14 protein-coding genes are annotated in these 14,909 nt (G+C 66.4%); 9 read left to right on the top strand and 5 right to left on the bottom strand.

Going from position 1 to position 14,909, the window contains the following annotated elements; genetic code table 11:
• Positions 1-14: 14 nt before the first annotated feature.
• Together AAFG50_RS32405 and AAFG50_RS32410 are read right to left on the bottom strand one after the other, a co-directional pair.
• The gene (locus AAFG50_RS32405; RefSeq protein WP_028176209.1) at positions 15-1,343 is read right to left on the bottom strand and encodes a Spy/CpxP family protein refolding chaperone; all 1,329 of its coding nucleotides are present in this window, start codon (positions 1,341-1,343) and stop codon (positions 15-17) included.
• A gap of 105 nt (positions 1,344-1,448) precedes the next feature.
• Positions 1,449-2,873, bottom strand: a complete 1,425-nt coding sequence (locus AAFG50_RS32410) for an FAD-linked oxidase C-terminal domain-containing protein (protein ID WP_028176210.1) — start codon at positions 2,871-2,873, stop codon at positions 1,449-1,451.
• A gap of 85 nt (positions 2,874-2,958) precedes the next feature.
• On the opposite strand from AAFG50_RS32410, the gene AAFG50_RS32415 reads away from it, so the two are divergent.
• Complete coding sequence (locus AAFG50_RS32415; protein ID WP_028176211.1) at positions 2,959-3,465, top strand: thioesterase family protein; 507 nt, start codon at positions 2,959-2,961, stop codon at positions 3,463-3,465.
• 4 nt (positions 3,466-3,469) lie between these two features.
• Here AAFG50_RS32415 and AAFG50_RS32420 read toward each other — a convergent pair whose 3' ends face one another.
• A complete protein-coding gene (locus AAFG50_RS32420; RefSeq protein ID WP_011089300.1) occupies positions 3,470-3,643 on the bottom strand; it encodes a DUF1328 domain-containing protein in 174 nt (57 codons plus the stop codon).
• A gap of 237 nt (positions 3,644-3,880) precedes the next feature.
• Here AAFG50_RS32420 and AAFG50_RS32425 point away from each other — a divergent pair, with 237 nt between their 5' ends.
• The 7 genes from AAFG50_RS32425 (at position 3,881) to AAFG50_RS32455 (ending at position 11,666) form a co-directional block, all read left to right on the top strand.
• Entirely contained in the window at positions 3,881-6,457 is a 2,577-nt protein-coding gene (locus tag AAFG50_RS32425) for a UvrD-helicase domain-containing protein (RefSeq protein ID WP_028176212.1), read from the top strand.
• A 94-nt stretch (positions 6,458-6,551) separates the two neighbouring features.
• Positions 6,552-6,968, top strand: coding sequence for a hypothetical protein (locus AAFG50_RS32430; protein ID WP_028176213.1), 417 nt, complete (start codon positions 6,552-6,554; stop codon positions 6,966-6,968).
• Positions 6,968-7,639, top strand: coding sequence for an OmpA family protein (locus tag AAFG50_RS32435; protein WP_028176214.1), 672 nt, complete (start codon positions 6,968-6,970; stop codon positions 7,637-7,639). Before AAFG50_RS32430 ends, AAFG50_RS32435 begins: the two co-directional genes overlap by 1 nt.
• Before the next feature lie 174 nt (positions 7,640-7,813).
• Positions 7,814-8,332, top strand: coding sequence for an Mpo1-like protein (locus tag AAFG50_RS32440; RefSeq protein WP_028176215.1), 519 nt, complete (start codon positions 7,814-7,816; stop codon positions 8,330-8,332).
• Positions 8,333-8,361: 29 nt separating this feature from the next.
• Positions 8,362-9,393, top strand: a complete 1,032-nt coding sequence (locus AAFG50_RS32445; protein WP_011089304.1) for an NAD-dependent epimerase/dehydratase family protein — start codon at positions 8,362-8,364, stop codon at positions 9,391-9,393.
• Positions 9,394-9,420: 27 nt separating this feature from the next.
• Complete coding sequence (locus tag AAFG50_RS32450; RefSeq protein WP_011089305.1) at positions 9,421-10,047, top strand: isoprenylcysteine carboxylmethyltransferase family protein; 627 nt, start codon at positions 9,421-9,423, stop codon at positions 10,045-10,047.
• 314 nt (positions 10,048-10,361) lie between these two features.
• Positions 10,362-11,666, top strand: coding sequence for a sorbosone dehydrogenase family protein (locus AAFG50_RS32455; RefSeq protein WP_028176216.1), 1,305 nt, complete (start codon positions 10,362-10,364; stop codon positions 11,664-11,666).
• A 4-nt stretch (positions 11,667-11,670) separates the two neighbouring features.
• Here the strand turns inward: AAFG50_RS32455 and AAFG50_RS32460 are convergent, their stop codons facing one another.
• Both AAFG50_RS32460 and AAFG50_RS32465 read right to left on the bottom strand, forming a co-directional pair.
• Entirely contained in the window at positions 11,671-12,495 is an 825-nt protein-coding gene (locus AAFG50_RS32460) for an aspartate dehydrogenase (RefSeq protein WP_028176217.1), read from the bottom strand.
• Between the two features lie 38 nt (positions 12,496-12,533).
• The gene (locus tag AAFG50_RS32465) at positions 12,534-13,451 is read right to left on the bottom strand and encodes a LysR family transcriptional regulator (RefSeq protein WP_028176218.1); all 918 of its coding nucleotides are present in this window, start codon (positions 13,449-13,451) and stop codon (positions 12,534-12,536) included.
• 153 nt (positions 13,452-13,604) lie between these two features.
• On the opposite strand from AAFG50_RS32465, the gene AAFG50_RS32470 reads away from it, so the two are divergent.
• Positions 13,605-14,903, top strand: a complete 1,299-nt coding sequence (locus tag AAFG50_RS32470; protein ID WP_028176219.1) for an MFS transporter — start codon at positions 13,605-13,607, stop codon at positions 14,901-14,903.
• Positions 14,904-14,909: the final 6 nt, after the last annotated feature.

Below are 14,909 nucleotides of genomic sequence, written 5' to 3' on the forward strand. Positions count from 1 at the left end.
GGCTCGATACGCATTCACGACGTCCGACGTGGCCCGATGGCCTCGAACTGCGCCTTCTGTTCGTCATTCAGCGTGCCGTAGAAATCCTCCAGCGCTGCGCGAACCGACTTGACGCCGTCGAGCATCAGGTCGAGCCGCTTGCGTACTGCGGCCATTCGCGCCGGCGGCGTCATCACCTCGTTGGGCTGGCAGGCCGCCTTGAGCGATGCGCTGACCTTGGCGCTGGTATCCTGGAGCACCTGCAGCGCCGCGCGCTGCGTGTCGTTGGGGTGCAGCCTCGCCTCGATGTCGGCGCCGGGCCAATCGAGCGCAGCCGCCGCACCGCAATTCTGGACCAGCGATCCCTCGGTGTTGCTGGAAGCCGTCGCACGACGCTGGTCGTCGGCCAGCGCATTGAAGCGCGCCTTCTGCTCGTCCGTGAGCGAGCCGTAGAACTTATCCAGGGCGGGCTGAACGAGATCGACGGCTTTCGCCATCGCCTCGATGCGCTGCTGCATCGCCGCCAGCCGACCGGGCGCCGTCGCCGCGACCTGCGCCGGGCAGGACGCGCGGATCATGCCCGCCGCCAGGATCGAGGCGTTGCCGAGTTCGTCGAGGCTTGCGCCTTGCGCCTCGCTCGGCTGCACTGCGGCGGCGATCTGGTCGATCGGCAGACCGACGATCTCGCGGCGGTCGCTGCCGCAAAGCTGATCCAGCGCAACGCCGCGCGCTTGCCGCCGTCCCGGCGGCCGCTGCGGCAGATAGGCCGAAAGACCGTCATAGCCATAGGGCCCGAAGATGCCGGCATAGATGTCCGGGTAGCCGTAGCCCCAGAAGCCGAGACCGTCGCCCCAGATCGTGTAGTCGTAGAGATCGTTATAGGCGAACGGCCAGAACAGCGGTCCGACCCAGCCATAACCGCCGCCCGGATGTTGCCACCATCCGCTGCTGGCGCCATGCCAGCCGGCGAGCGCGGCCGCCGCTGCGATCTGGGCTCGCGCCGCCGGATTACCGATCAGACGGCCGTTGCGGAAGGCGCTGGAATGCGCGTTGAGGGCGTTGCGGAAATTCGCCGGGCGGACGGCCGCATTGCGGATCTGACCGAAGTTCGGACCACCATGCCGAGCTCCCGTTGCGAAGCGCGGGCCGCCATGATGTCCGCCGCCATGCGCATGCCCGAAGCCATGACCGCCAAAATGGCCGCCGCCACCATGGTGGCCACCGCCATGCCCGCCGCCATGACCGCCTCCGTGCCCACCGCCATGACCGCCACCGCCATGGCCGCCACCGCCCTTGCCCAGAGCCGTGCCCGCAAGCATGCAGGCAAGCGCCATCACGGCAATTCCAATGACCGGTCGCAACATCGCATCCTCCCCGCAGAGCCGCGCCATTGAGGCATCGGAAGTTGACGGGAATTGGAACCAGCCTGGCGGCCGAAAGTTCCGCGACCGCGACGCAGCAGGGGCGCGCTACGCCTCCGGCACGATCTTGCCGGGATTGAAGATATTCAGCGGGTCGAGCGCCTGTTTCAGCGCCCGCATCGCGTCGAGCGCCTCGGGGCCAAGCTCGGCCTTGAGATATTTCTGCTTGCCCTGGCCGATGCCGTGCTCGCCGGTGCAGGTGCCGTCCATCGCCTGCGCGCGCTCGACCAGGCGATGCATGAACTCCTCGCCGCGCGCCATCTCGTCCGCATCGTTGGTGTCGCAGACCAGCGAGCAGTGGAAATTGCCGTCGCCGACATGGCCGACGATCGGCGATAGCAGATTGAGGCGCTTGAGATCTTCCTCGGTCTCGCTGACGCAATCGGCCAGCCGCGAGATCGGCACGCAGACGTCGGTTGCGACCACGCCGACGCTGTCGCCGGGCCGCAGCGCCTTGACGGACCAATAGGCATCGTGCCGGGCCTGCCACAGTTTGGTGCGATCCTCCGGCTTGGTGGTCCAGGAGAAGTCGCCGCCGCCGCATTCCTTTGCGATCTCGCCGAAGGCCTTGGACTGCTCGGCGACCTCGATCTCGCTGCCGTGGAATTCCATCAGCAGCAGCGGCGTCTCCGGCAGCGTCAGCTTGGAATAGGCGTTGCAGGCCTTCACCTGCGCGGCGTTGAGCAGTTCGATGCGCGCCACGGGAATGCCGGTCTGGATCGCCAGGATCACGGCCTGACACGCCCCATGCACCGTCTCGAACGACACCGCGCCGGCCGCGATGGTCTCGGGGATGCCCCGCAAGCGGATGGTCAGTTCCGAGATGATGCCGAGCGTACCCTCGGCGCCGACGAACAGATGCGTCAGGTCGTAGCCGGCGGATGATTTCTTGGCGCGCGTGCCTGTCGTGATGATCTCGCCGTCGCCGCGCACCACCTTCAGCGCCAGCACGCTGTCGCGCATGGTGCCGTAGCGCACCGCATTGGTGCCGGAGGCGCGCGTCGAGGCCATGCCGCCGAGCGAAGCGTCCGCGCCGGGATCGATCGGGAAGAACAGGCCCTGGTCTCGCAGATGCTCGTTGAGCGCCTTGCGGGTGACGCCGGGCTGGATCACACAGTCGAGATCCTCGGCGTGCACCGCGAGCACCTTGTTCATGTCGCGCAGGTCGATCGAGATGCCGCCAGCGGGCGCATTGACCTGGCCCTCCAGCGAGGTGCCGGTGCCGAAGGCGATCACTGGCACGCGGTTCCTGGCGCAGATGCGCACCACGTCCTGGATGTCGGCGGTCTCCTGCGCCATCACCACGCCGTCGGGCGGCTGGTTGGGAATCCATGTGGTGGTATGGCCGTGCTGCTCGCGGACGGCCTGCGAGGTGATGAGGCGGTTGCCGAAGCGTGCGGCAAGCTGCTCCAGTGCGCTCGCGAGGGCTTTCGGCTCCGGCCGCGGCGGATTATTGGTGATGGTCGTACCCACGGAAATTCCTCCGACAGAAGAACCGTGGCAAAGGACATCTAACCGGTCAAGTCAAGCGACCGGACGCATAGCTGGGGAAGGACACATGCCGGAGAGTGCCACTGCTGCGCCCAAGGCCGAGCCGTTCAGCGCCTCGATCATGCAGATCGAGCCGCAATGGATCGACTATAACGGCCATCTCAACATGGCCTATTACAACGTGATGTTCGACCGGGCGATCGACGAGTTCTGGCTCGAGCTCGGCATCGGTCCTACTTACAAGAAAGAACGTCACGGCTCGACCTTCACCGCCGAATGCCATGTGCGCTACCTGCGCGAGATCCATCTCGGCGATCCCGTGCGGATCCTGGTGTGGCTGCTGGAGGCCGACGACAAGCGGCTGCATACGTTCGAAGAGATGAGGCACGCCACCGAAGGCTGGCTATCGGCCACCTCGGAGAACATGTCGCTGCACATGGACATGAATGCGCGGCGCGTTGCGGCGTTTCCGCCCGATATCCAGCAGCGCATCGCGGGCATCGCCAGGGCCCACAGCACCTTGGCCCGGCCCGAGGGCATCGGCCGGAGCGTGGCGATGCCCTCGAAGCGTTAGGCGCCTATATCCTGGTGCGGCCGCGGGCGAGGCCGACCACGGCCGAAACCAGGAACAGCACGACCGCGATGAAGAAGATGATCTTGGCGATTTCGATCGAAGCGCCGGCGATGCCGCCAAAGCCCAGGATACCGGCGATCAGTGCGATAACCAGAAACGTCACAACCCAGCCAAGCATGGTCAAATCCTCGTCTTGATGTTTGTCTGCGTCGGCGCGGCTGGCCGCGCCACCTGTCCAGACAATCTCGACGCGGGAACGATGGTTCCTGCCCACGCTAGGCGGAAATTCGCAGGGTCGGAGGAACAAATCGGCCCGCCGCGTACGTGGAAAACCCTGCATCGCCGCCCCATATAGGCACCAATCCCTGTTAAGAAGGCTCCCTCCCGTCACCCCGCGGTGCCATCGTGGGGCCAAATGATTCGCATGACCGAGCCGAGCAAGATCACCAGCGTACCCGACCACCAGCCCGCAGCCGGCGGCATCGCCGCGCGTGCGCGCGCCTCTGTGGGCCCGAAATATTTGTCCGGGCTCAATCCGGAGCAGCGCGATGCAGTGGAGACGCTGGACGGCCCGGTCCTGGTGCTGGCCGGCGCCGGCACCGGCAAGACGCGCGTGCTGACCACGCGCATCGCCCATATCCTGAGCCAGGGCCGCGCCCGCCCCGCCGAGATCCTGTCGGTGACCTTCACCAACAAGGCCGCGCGCGAGATGAAGCACCGGCTCGGCCAGATGCTCGGCCACGCCGTCGAAGGCATGCCGTGGCTCGGCACCTTCCACTCCATCGGCGGACGCATCCTGCGTTTCCATGCCGAGCTGGCGCAGCTCAAGTCTAACTTCACCGTGCTCGACGTCGACGACCAGGTGCGGCTCTTGAAGCAGCTTCTGCAGGCCGAGAACATCGACGACAAGCGCTGGCCCGCGCGCATGCTGGCCGGCCTGATCGACGGCTGGAAGAACCGCGGCCTGATGCCGTCGCAGGTGCCCTCGGGCGAGGCCGCGATGTTCGCCAACGGCAAGGGCGGCAAGCTCTATACGAGCTATCAGGAGCGGCTGAAGATCCTCAACGCGGCCGATTTCGGCGACCTGCTGCTGGAGAACATCCGCATCTTCCGCGAGCACCCGGATATCCTCAGGCAGTACCAGCAGCGCTTCAAGTTCATCCTGGTCGACGAATATCAGGACACCAACGTCGCGCAATATCTGTGGCTGCGGCTGCTGTCGCAGGCGCCGGCGTCGACCAAGGCCGTCATTCCGGGGCGCGTCGAAGACGCGAACCCGGAATCTCGAGATTCCGGGTTCGATGCTGCGCATCGCCCCGGAATGACGGAGCAAGCGGTCGGCGCGCCTTTGGCCGCGCCCCATGTCAAAAACATCTGCTGCGTCGGCGACGACGACCAGTCGATCTATGGCTGGCGCGGCGCCGAGGTCGACAACATCCTGCGCTTCGAGCACGACTTCCCCGGCGCCAAGGTGATCCGCCTCGAGCGCAACTACCGCTCCACCGGCCACATCCTCGCCGCCGCCTCGCACCTGATCGCGCGCAATGAAGGTCGGCTCGGCAAGACGCTGCGCACCGAGGATCAGGACGGCGAGAAGGTCACGGTCACGGGCTCCTGGGATTCGGAGGAGGAAGCGCGCGGCATCGGCGAGGAGATCGAGCAGATCCAGCGCCAGGGCGAGAAGCTGAACGAGATCGCGATCCTGGTGCGCGCGTCCTATCAGATGCGCGAGTTCGAAGACCGTTTCGTCACGCTCGGCCTGCCCTATCGCGTGATCGGCGGCCCGCGCTTCTACGAGCGCGCCGAAATCCGCGACGCGCTGGCCTATCTTCGCGTCATCAACTCGCCGGCCGACGATCTCGCCTTCGAGCGCATCGTCAACACGCCCAAGCGCGGCCTTGGCGATGCCACCGTGCAGATGCTACACGACCACGCCCGCAAGCGCCGCATTCCGCTGTTCGAGGCGGCGCGTGCGGTGGTCGAGACCGACGAGCTGAAGCCGAAGGCGCGCGGCTCCTTGCGCGACCTCGTCGCCCAGTTCGACCGCTGGCGCGCCCAGCGCGAAGTCACCGCGCATACCGACCTCGCCCAGATCGTGCTCGACGAGAGCGGCTACACCGAGATGTGGCAGAAGGACCGTTCGGCGGACGCCGCGGGCCGGCTCGAAAACCTCAAGGAGCTGGTGCGCTCCATGGAGGAGTTCGAGAACCTGCAAGGGTTCCTCGAGCACATCTCGCTGGTGATGGACCGCGACGGCGGCGCCGAGGAGGACGCGGTGTCGCTGATGACGCTGCATTCGGCCAAGGGGCTCGAATTCGACAACGTGTTCCTGCCGGGCTGGGAGGAAGGCCTGTTCCCGAGCCAGCGTACGCTGGACGAACAGGGCCGCGCCGGCCTCGAGGAAGAGCGCCGGCTCGGCCATGTCGGCCTGACCCGGGCGCGGCGCCGCGCCATGATCTATTTCGCGACCAACCGCCGGATCCACGGCACCTGGACGACCACGATCCCGTCGCGCTTCCTCGACGAATTGCCGGCGGCCAATGTCGAGATCACGGAATCCAAGGGTGGCTCGGCCTGGGGCGGAACCGGCGGCTACGGCGCCTCCCGCTTCGACGACATGGAGGCGTTCGGCTCCAGCTATACGACGCCGGGCTGGCAGCGGGCGCAGGCCAACCGCAACCGGGGCGGCGGCCGCACCGGCGCCGGCGGCCACGGCAGCTTCGAGGAAGAGGCCGCGACGTTCTCGTCCTCCTCGTCTTCCGGACCGGATTTCGGCAGCTTCTCCTCGCGCCGGCGCGGGCCGATGACGATCGAGGGCGAGCTGGTCGCCAAATCCACCGGCACGACCTCGGAATTCTCGCTCTCCGACCGCGTCTTCCACCAGAAATTCGGCTACGGCCGCGTCACCAAGATCGACGGCAACAAGCTCACCATCGCCTTCGACAAGGCCGGCGAGAAGAAGGTCGTGGACAGCTTCGTGCAGCGGGCGTGAGCAGGCCTTGCCGTGTTGCGGCGGCGTTACGCCGCCGTGTTTCTTCCCACCACGCCCCTTGACCACCGCGAACTTCCCCGTATCAGATGCGCCCATGGTCCGGGGCTCCATCACACTGATCTTGCTGGCATTGGGTATGCCGTCGCTCGCGGCGGCGGAGACCATGAGCTTTGGCGATTCGATCGGGCTGCTGGCCAAGAGCTGCGGCGCGGAAATCGTCGCCAATTGCCGCGGCGTCAATCCGGACTCGACCCGCCTGAAGGAGTGCCTGTCCCGCAACCGCGACGTGCTCTCCCAGCAATGCCAGAGCGACTATCTCGGCGCCTTCGACGCCATCCAGAAGCGCGTCGCCGCACGCGTCACGGTGGCGAACGCCTGCCAGCGCGAGATCGTCAAGGTCTGCGGCGGCTCGACCAAGGAGACCAGCAAGTCGATCCCCTGCCTAGTCTCGACGCCCAAGGGCATCGGCAACAACTGCCTGAAGGCCGTGGACGACGCGGGGTATCGATGATGCGCGCGAAGGGGCTTTCCACCGCGGGAATCGGCATCGCGCTCGGCATGGCTTTGCTCGCGGGCGCAGCCAGCGCGCAGACGACGCCGCCGACCCGTGACGACATCGTCGGCAAGCTGAACCATTTCGAAGAGGCCGCCGAAATCGACCTTCCCGCGCTGAAGCAGCAGGTGATGGAGCGCGCCAAGGCGAGGATCAAGAACGATCCGGGTCCGGTGAACCGGCCGCCGATCGCGCCGGATCTCGCCAAGCTGCCCGCCTTCAACGCGCAGATCCAGTTCGACGCCGACACGCCGATCATCCAGCCGGCGTCCTACCAGACCGTCGGCCGCATCGCGGATGCGCTGGTTCATGCCTCGCTGCTGCCCTACACCTTCCTGATCGTCGGCCATGTCGAATCCAACGCGAAGACGCGCGAGGCCAACGCGATCCTGAGCCAGCGCCGGGCGGACGCGATCCGCGACGTGCTGGTGAACACGTTCAAGATCTCGACCAAGCGGCTGCACCCGATCGGCCTCGGCGAGGAGCAGTTTCTCGACCGCGCCAAGCCGACCTCGGCCGCCAACGGCCAGCTGCAAATCCTGACCTTTGCCAAGGTACCGGAGGAGGCACCCGCGCATCCGGCTGCGGCACCTGCGCCTGCGGCGAAAAAGCCCGCCAAGAAGCGCTGACGAGGCGCGCCTCGGCGCCTGACGGAACCCATTGAAGTCCTGACCGTTTTGTGACCTGTTTCACAGTGCGACAGCACGGTTTTGCGCGACAATAGTGCCGGTTTGTGCACTGCCCTATCAGGTGCTATAGGCTCTGGTTCGTCCTTCCCCAACCCTGTGCTGCATGAGACCAAGATGGGTGGCTTGTTCCAACGCCAACTTGCCGTTTACGTCGAGTACCATCGCGATCCCCGGAATACGGCGATGCATGTGGTCGGCATCCTCTTGCTGTTCACGGGCGCCGTGCTGCCGCTGACGTTGGTGAAGGTGCCGCTGTTCGGAACGGAACTCAGCCTGGCGGTCATCCTGGCATTGCCGGTTCTGATCTATTGGCTGATGCTCGACATGGCGCTCGGGGTCGGCATTCTGGCCGTCTCCGTCGTGCTGTTTTCGATCGCGACGACCATTTCGACGCAAGTCAGCACCATGACGATGTGGGCGATTTTCGCCACGCTGGTCGTGCTCGGCCTCGCCGCGCAGACCATCGGCCACAAGGTTTTTGAGGGGCGCGAAGCCTCGTTATTCACGTTTCCGTCGCATCTTTTGCTGGGACCGATGTTTGTCATGGCAAAATTATTCATTGCACTGGGCTTCCGTCGCGACCTTGCCGCGATTCTGGCGCCTCTTCCGACCAATTCCCTTTCAACCCGATAGCTCTAGAAGCGAAACAGCAAACCTTCTTCATGGCTCTCGTACTGGTTACCGGTGGCAGCGGCTTCATCGGACATCATCTCGTAGAATCGCTCCGCGCCCGTGGGCAGCGGGTGCGTGTTCTCGATGTCCGGCCGCCGGCCGCCGCCAATACCGACGTCGACTATGTTCACGGCTCGGTGCTGGACGGCGCCGCGGTCGATGCCGCGCTGGCCGGCGTCGATCAGGTCTATCACCTCGCCGGCCTGCCCGGCATGTGGGTTGCCAACAAGCAGGACTTTCACGACGTCAATTTCCGCGGCACCGAGGTCGTGCTGGCGGCTGCGATGAAGCGCGGCGTGTCGCGCTTCCTGCACTGCTCGACGGAATCGATCCTGTTCCCCTATACCGACCTCGACGGCGCTCCAGCCGAAGAGGCGCTCCAGCCGGCCGACGCGATGCCCGGCGCCTATACGCGGTCGAAGTCGCTCGCCGAGCATCACGCCGCGAAGGCCGCGGCCAGTGGCTTTCCGCTCGTGATCGGCACGCCGACCATGCCGATCGGAGTTGCCGACCACAACCTGACGCCGCCGACGGCGATGCTCTGGTACTTCCTCCAGAAGAAAGTGCAGCCGCACCTCAACTTCCTGGTCAATCTCGTCGATGTCCGCGACGTCGCCATGGGCCTCGTGCTGACCATGGAGCGCGGCCGCATCGGCCAGCGCTACATCCTCGGCGGCGACTGCGTCCCGCTCGGCCGCATCCTGCGGATGATGTCGGCGATGAGCGGCCGCCGCCAGTTCCCGATCGTCGTGCCTGGCAAGATCGCTGAGCTCTCCGGCATCATGCTCGAATATCTATCCGACAACTTCACGCGCCGGCCGCCCAACGGCACCGCCGAGGGCGTGCGCATTGCGCTCGCCGCGAGCGATCTCTCGATCGGCAAGGCGCGAACCGAGCTCGGCTACTCGCCGCGCCCGATCGAGCCGGTCCTGCGCGAAACCATCACCCATCTGCTCGCCCGCGGCGGCGTGCAGCCCTCCGGCGCCATCAAGCAACACGCGCTCTCCTCGCGCGCTGGCTAAAGCCGCCGCCTAACGCAAAGAACCTTCATGTCCTTCGATTTCAGCAAGCTTCTCTCTGTCGCCTGGGGTGGCTGGACCACGACCTGGCCGACGCAACTGCTCGCCCTGATCTGGCTCGCCTGGCTCGCCAGCTGGGTCGGCGCCTCGTTCTGGCAGGGCCGCACGCAAAAGCAGGTGATGACCCTGGAGTCCGGCCGCTATCGCATCCCGATCCTGGTCGGCGGCATCCTGTTCACGCCGTGGACCGCCGAAGTGCTCGGTGAGAAGCCGCTCTGGGTGTTCAGCAACACCGGCGTCTACATCGTCGCGCTGATCGTGCTCGCCGGCATCTCCTTCACCTGGTGGGGACGGCTGCATCTCGGAAAATTCTGGTCCAACACCATCACCCACAAGGAAGACCACCGCGTCATCGACACCGGCCCGTACGGCATCGTGCGTCATCCGATCTACACCGGCCTGATCGCCGGCATGCTGGCGACCGGCATCGCGGTCGGGACGGTGACCGCGATCCTCGGCGCGATCCTGATCTCGCTCGGCATGTGGCAGAAGGGGCGGATGGAAGAGGTGTTCCTGTCGAAGGAGCTCGGCGAGGACGCCTACGGCGCCTATTGCCGCCGCGTGCCGATGATCATCCCGTTCCTGTCGCCGCGGTGATGTAACAAGCCCGCCATATCCTCCGATGTCGTCTTGGCGAAAGCCAGGACGACGTTGAGGAGGCAGCGTGCGCCACTGCATCGGCGCCTGCATCCTTGCCATGCAAATTCGGCGTGCTGCCATCCGCGCCATAAACGTCCCGATCCGAGCCCGCACAGGTTGACCTTTTTACCGCCACCCAGTTGGATGCGCGCGCAATGAGGCACGACGACATCCATGGTTGACCTGGAGAGGTCGACGATCAGGCCTGGGCCCGCGCGGGGCCTGGAGCAATCCGGCGTTGGACTGTGCCGCAGGTTCGACAGGGGCTTCTCATGACCTTTTCCAGCATTTTTGCGCAGTTCGTTGCGCTTCTCGGCGGCATCGCTCTGCAATGGCGGAAGCTGTCCGGCACAGAGCCCGCGCCCGCATGGGGCCAGACGCCCGCCATTCCCGAGGCAAAGCCGCAAGGCGCGATCCCGACGCTGAAGATGCCGACCGCCCGCGGCTGGAGCGAGGGCCAGAAGCCGACCGTCGCGCCCGGGCTCAAGGTCAATGCGTTCGCAACCGGCCTCGACCATCCGCGCTGGATCGAGGTGCTGCCCAATGGCGACGTGCTGATCGCGGAAGCGACCCAGATCGCGGGGCCGCCGCGATCCGTGTTTCACTACGCGATGCAGGCGACGATGCGGCGCGCCGCCGCGCTCGGCGTTTCCGCCAACCGCATCACGCTGCTGCGCGACAAGGACGGCGACGGCGTCGCCGAAGTTCGCGGCGCCTTCATGGAGAACCTCAGCCAGCCGTTCGGCATGGCGCTGGTCGGCGACACCTTCTATGTCGGCAACACCGACGGCGTGATGGCCTTCCCCTATGTCGCCAATGCCGACCGCATCACTGCGCTTGGCAAGCGGCTCACCACGTTCAAGCCGAGCGGCCACTGGACGCGCAGCCTGCTCGCCAGTCCCGACGGCAGGAAGCTCTATGCCGGCGTCGGCTCGCTCAGCAACATCGCCGAGATGGGCATGGAGGTCGAGGAAGGCCGCGCCGCGGTCTATGAGCTCGACCTCGCCGCCGGCACGCATCGCATTTTTGGTGCCGGCCTGCGCAACCCGGTGGGCCTTGCCTGGGAGCCGACGACCGGCGTGCTCTGGACCGTCGTCAACGAGCGCGACGGGCTCGGCGACGAGACGCCGCCGGACTATCTGACCTCGGTGCGCGATGGCGGCTTCTATGGCTGGCCCTATTGCTACTGGGGCAAGACGGTGGACGACCGCGTGCCGCAGGATCCGGCAATGGTCGCCAAGGCGCTCACGCCGGACTATGCGCTCGGCGGCCACACCGCTTCGCTCGGCCTGTGCTGGATGCCCGCAGGCACGCTGCCGGGTTTCCCCGACGGCATGGTGATCGGCCAGCACGGCTCGTGGAATCGCAGCAAGCTCTCCGGCTACAAGCTGGTGTTCATCCCGTTCGAGAACGGCCGCCCGTCCGGCCCCGGTCGCGACATCCTGTCGGGCTTCCTGTCCCCGGACGAGAAGGAATCCTACGGCCGCCCGGTTGGCGTCGTGATCGGCCCCGACAAGAAATCGCTGCTGATGGCCGACGACGTCGGCAACGTGATCTGGCGCGTCACCGGCGCGTAAAGGTTTACGTCCCGACGCACAGTGTGGCGCGCTGCTTGCGCAGCAGCGCGATTACCGACAGCGCGGTGATGATCCCGGTCTTGGGATTTTCGGACGGGATGTTCTCGATCGACATCGAGAAGCGCGCCGAATCCGCCTCGACCTCGATGCGGTGAACGTTGCGCGTGACGGTCGGATCGGCCCAGATCTGCACGGAGGTGCGATCAGGCCCGACACCCGCGAGCGACAGCGCGACCGCGACGTTGAGATTGGCCGGGAAGCCTTTTGCGGCCTCGCGCGCCGTGCCCTCGAACAGCTTGAGCGGCTCCCGCAGCTTGTCGATGTCGATGTTGTTCTGGAGGATGAAGGGCGCGCCCTTCAGCCCGTCGATCGGCTTGCGCGTCACCATCTTCACCGAATGTATGGTGCCGATGGCAGCGGCGTTGACGGCATCGAGCCCGATCAGCGCGCCGGTCGGCACGATGATGCGGCCGCCATTGGCCCGGGCGAGATCGACGAGATCGAAATTGTCGAGCAGCCCGCCGACGCTGACGACGACCGCGGCCTTGCCGCGCTTCACTGCCGGCTCGACGATCGCGCGCAGCTGGCTGCTCGGTGCGCACTCGACCACGATGTCGGCGGCCTCGCCGAGCTGGTCGATCGGCAGAACCTGCGGCGGGCGACGCAGGCCGTTGAGGAATGCCTGATGCTTGGCGGGATCGCGCACGGCGACGGCGGACAGTGTCAGCCCCTCGATGCCCTGATCGAGCGCGGCGGCGATCTTGGTGCCGATCGAGCCCAGGCCCGCGATGGCCACCCGCAATTCGCTCGAAGCTTTCCGATCCGTCATCACCTTCCACCTTCTATCCACGCCAATGTCATAGCCCCTCAGGCCTCGCGCGCATAGCTGCGCAGGCGGGCCTCGAGCACCGCCAGCATCGCATCGCGGGCCGGATCGCGCGAGCCGCGCAGCCAGGCGGCGGCGAGCGGCAGCCGGCCGACCGGGCCGCTCTGCTTCGGCCGGAGCGGCACGAAGCGCACGCCTGATACCGCCATGCGCGTGGTCCAGCGCGGCACGATCGCCACCCCAAGCTTCGTTGCCACCAGATGGATGATGGTCTGCTTCTCGTCGGCGACCTGCACGATGCGCGGCGTGAGGCCGGCCTGCTCGAACAGCTTGATCGTGAGATCGTGGCTGTGCGGCCGCGAGCGGCGGTCCGGCACCAGCATGGCCTCGTCGGCGATCTGCGCCAGCGTGATCGACTTGCGCTCCGCGAGCGCGTGGCGCTGCGGGAACGCCACGATGGCGGTCTCCTGGAGCAGATCGCGGAATTCGAGCCGCTTGTCCGCGCTGTCGGGCGGGCGGACGAAAGCGAGATCGAGCGCGCCGGTCAAAATCTTCGGCAGCAGCCGGACCGTCTTGTCCTCCAGAAGCTGCACCGCGATGTCGGGATGCTTGTCGCGAAAATCGCGCAGCAGCGGCGGCAGCAATCCCGCCGCCGCGCTGTCGATGGCGCCGACCCGCAGCCGCCGGGCGGCCCCGGCACGCGAACGGTTGCGCAGATTATTCTCGACCGCCTCGACCTTGGCGAGGATGGCGCGGGCATCGCGCAAAAGCGTCGCACCGTCCTCGGTGAGCGACACCGCGCGCGTGGTCCGCGCGAACAGCCGCGTGCCCAGGTCCTCTTCCAGCAGCCTGATCTGGCGCCCGAGCGCAGACGGCAGCATCTGGAGCTGCTGCGCCGCATGGCCGAAATGCAACTGCTCGGCCGCCGCCACGAAGCATCGAAGCTGATGCAATTCCATCCAGGGTCCTCTCGCCTCTCCTCGCGAGGATTATATCATTTTTTTGTATAAACCAGCGCCAATTGAGTCCCCCCTTTCCTCCCGACTACGCTCGTTGCCGGCATGGACCTCCGGGTCCGCCGACACAACAAGCCGGAACTTGAGGAGGCCAGGGTGGCGAGCGAGATTCAGACGCGCGTGCTGCGCAAGATCACCTGGCGCATCGTTCCCTTCATCATGCTGCTCTACTTCGTGGCCTTCATCGACCGCGTCAATATCGGCTTCGCCTCGCTGACGATGAACAAGGACATCGGCCTGTCGCCCGCGGTCTACGGCTTCGGCGCCGGCATCTTCTTCTGGGGTTATTTCCTGTTCGAGGTGCCCTCCAACATCATCCTGCACAAGATCGGTGCGCGGATCTGGATCGCGCGGGTGATGATCACCTGGGGCATCGTGTCGGCGGCGATGGCGTTCGTGCAGGGGCCGACCGGCTTCTACATCCTGCGCTTCCTGCTCGGCGTCGCCGAAGCCGGCTTCTTTCCCGGCATCATCCTCTACCTCTCCTACTGGTTCCCGGCGCGCCAGCGCGCCGCGGTGACCGCGCTGTTCATGGCGGCAGCGCCGCTCTCCACCGTGCTGGGCTCGCCGATATCAGGTGCGCTGCTGGAGATGGACGGCCTGCTCGGCTTCAAGGGCTGGCAATGGCTGTTCGTGCTGGAGGCGCTGCCGGCCGTGCTGCTCGGCTTCGTCGTGCTCGGCTTCCTGACCGACCGCCCCGAGAAGGCGAAATGGCTCACTGATGACGAGCGCCGCTGGCTGGTCGAGACCATGAACGCGGAGACCACCAGCAAGGCCGCGACCGCGAGCCACAGCATCTGGCGCGGGCTTGCCGATCCGCGCGTGCTGGCGCTGGCGCTGATCTATTTCGGCACCTCGGCCGGCCTCTACACGCTCGGCGTCTGGGCGCCGCAGATCATCAAGCAGTTCGGCCTGTCCTCGCTCCAGGTCGGCTTCCTCAACGCGCTGCCGGCAACCGCCGCGGTCGTCGCCATGATCCTGTGGGCGCGGCATTCGGACCGCACCGGCGAGCGGACCTGGCATGTGGTGTGGGCCTGCCTGCTCGCCGCAGCCGGGCTCGCCTATGCCGGGCTTGCGGCCGGCGTCGTCGCCGTTTTGGTTGCGCTCGCGTTCGTCAACATCGGCATCTCCTCGGCAAAGCCGCCGCTGTGGAGCATGCCGACGCTGTTCCTGTCCGGTCCCGCGGCCGCAGCCGGCATCGCCACCATCAATTCGATCGGCAATCTCGGCGGCTTCGTCGGGCCCGCCATGATCGGCTGGATCAAGGACCAGACGGGCAGCTTCGTCGGCGGGCTCTATTTCGTCGCCGGCCTGCTCGTTCTCTCCGCGGTCCTCACCCTGCTATTGTCGCGCGCGCAGACCGCGCCCGTCGAACCCGTCCCGCAATCCCACTGATCTCTC

It is taken from the genome of Bradyrhizobium sp. B039, from assembly GCF_038965675.1.
Taxonomy (GTDB): domain Bacteria; phylum Pseudomonadota; class Alphaproteobacteria; order Rhizobiales; family Xanthobacteraceae; genus Bradyrhizobium; species Bradyrhizobium diazoefficiens.

Excerpts from the sequence above, each read along its gene's own strand:
- AAFG50_RS32420 (WP_011089300.1), bottom strand. The coding sequence starts at position 3,643 with ATGCTTGGCTGGGTTGTGACGTTTCTGGTTATCGCACTGATCGCCGGT.
- AAFG50_RS32445 (WP_011089304.1), top strand. The coding sequence starts at position 8,362 with ATGGCTCTCGTACTGGTTACCGGTGGCAGCGGCTTCATCGGACATCAT.
- AAFG50_RS32405 (WP_028176209.1), bottom strand. The coding sequence starts at position 1,343 with ATGTTGCGACCGGTCATTGGAATTGCCGTGATGGCGCTTGCCTGCATG.
- AAFG50_RS32450 (WP_011089305.1), top strand. The coding sequence starts at position 9,421 with ATGTCCTTCGATTTCAGCAAGCTTCTCTCTGTCGCCTGGGGTGGCTGG.
- AAFG50_RS32425 (WP_028176212.1), top strand. The coding sequence starts at position 3,881 with ATGATTCGCATGACCGAGCCGAGCAAGATCACCAGCGTACCCGACCAC.
- AAFG50_RS32455 (WP_028176216.1), top strand. The coding sequence starts at position 10,362 with ATGACCTTTTCCAGCATTTTTGCGCAGTTCGTTGCGCTTCTCGGCGGC.
- AAFG50_RS32430 (WP_028176213.1), top strand. The coding sequence starts at position 6,552 with ATGGTCCGGGGCTCCATCACACTGATCTTGCTGGCATTGGGTATGCCG.
- AAFG50_RS32465 (WP_028176218.1), bottom strand. The coding sequence starts at position 13,451 with ATGGAATTGCATCAGCTTCGATGCTTCGTGGCGGCGGCCGAGCAGTTG.
- AAFG50_RS32435 (WP_028176214.1), top strand. The coding sequence starts at position 6,968 with ATGCGCGCGAAGGGGCTTTCCACCGCGGGAATCGGCATCGCGCTCGGC.
- AAFG50_RS32460 (WP_028176217.1), bottom strand. The coding sequence starts at position 12,495 with ATGACGGATCGGAAAGCTTCGAGCGAATTGCGGGTGGCCATCGCGGGC.
- AAFG50_RS32440 (WP_028176215.1), top strand. The coding sequence starts at position 7,814 with ATGGGTGGCTTGTTCCAACGCCAACTTGCCGTTTACGTCGAGTACCAT.
- AAFG50_RS32415 (WP_028176211.1), top strand. The coding sequence starts at position 2,959 with ATGCCGGAGAGTGCCACTGCTGCGCCCAAGGCCGAGCCGTTCAGCGCC.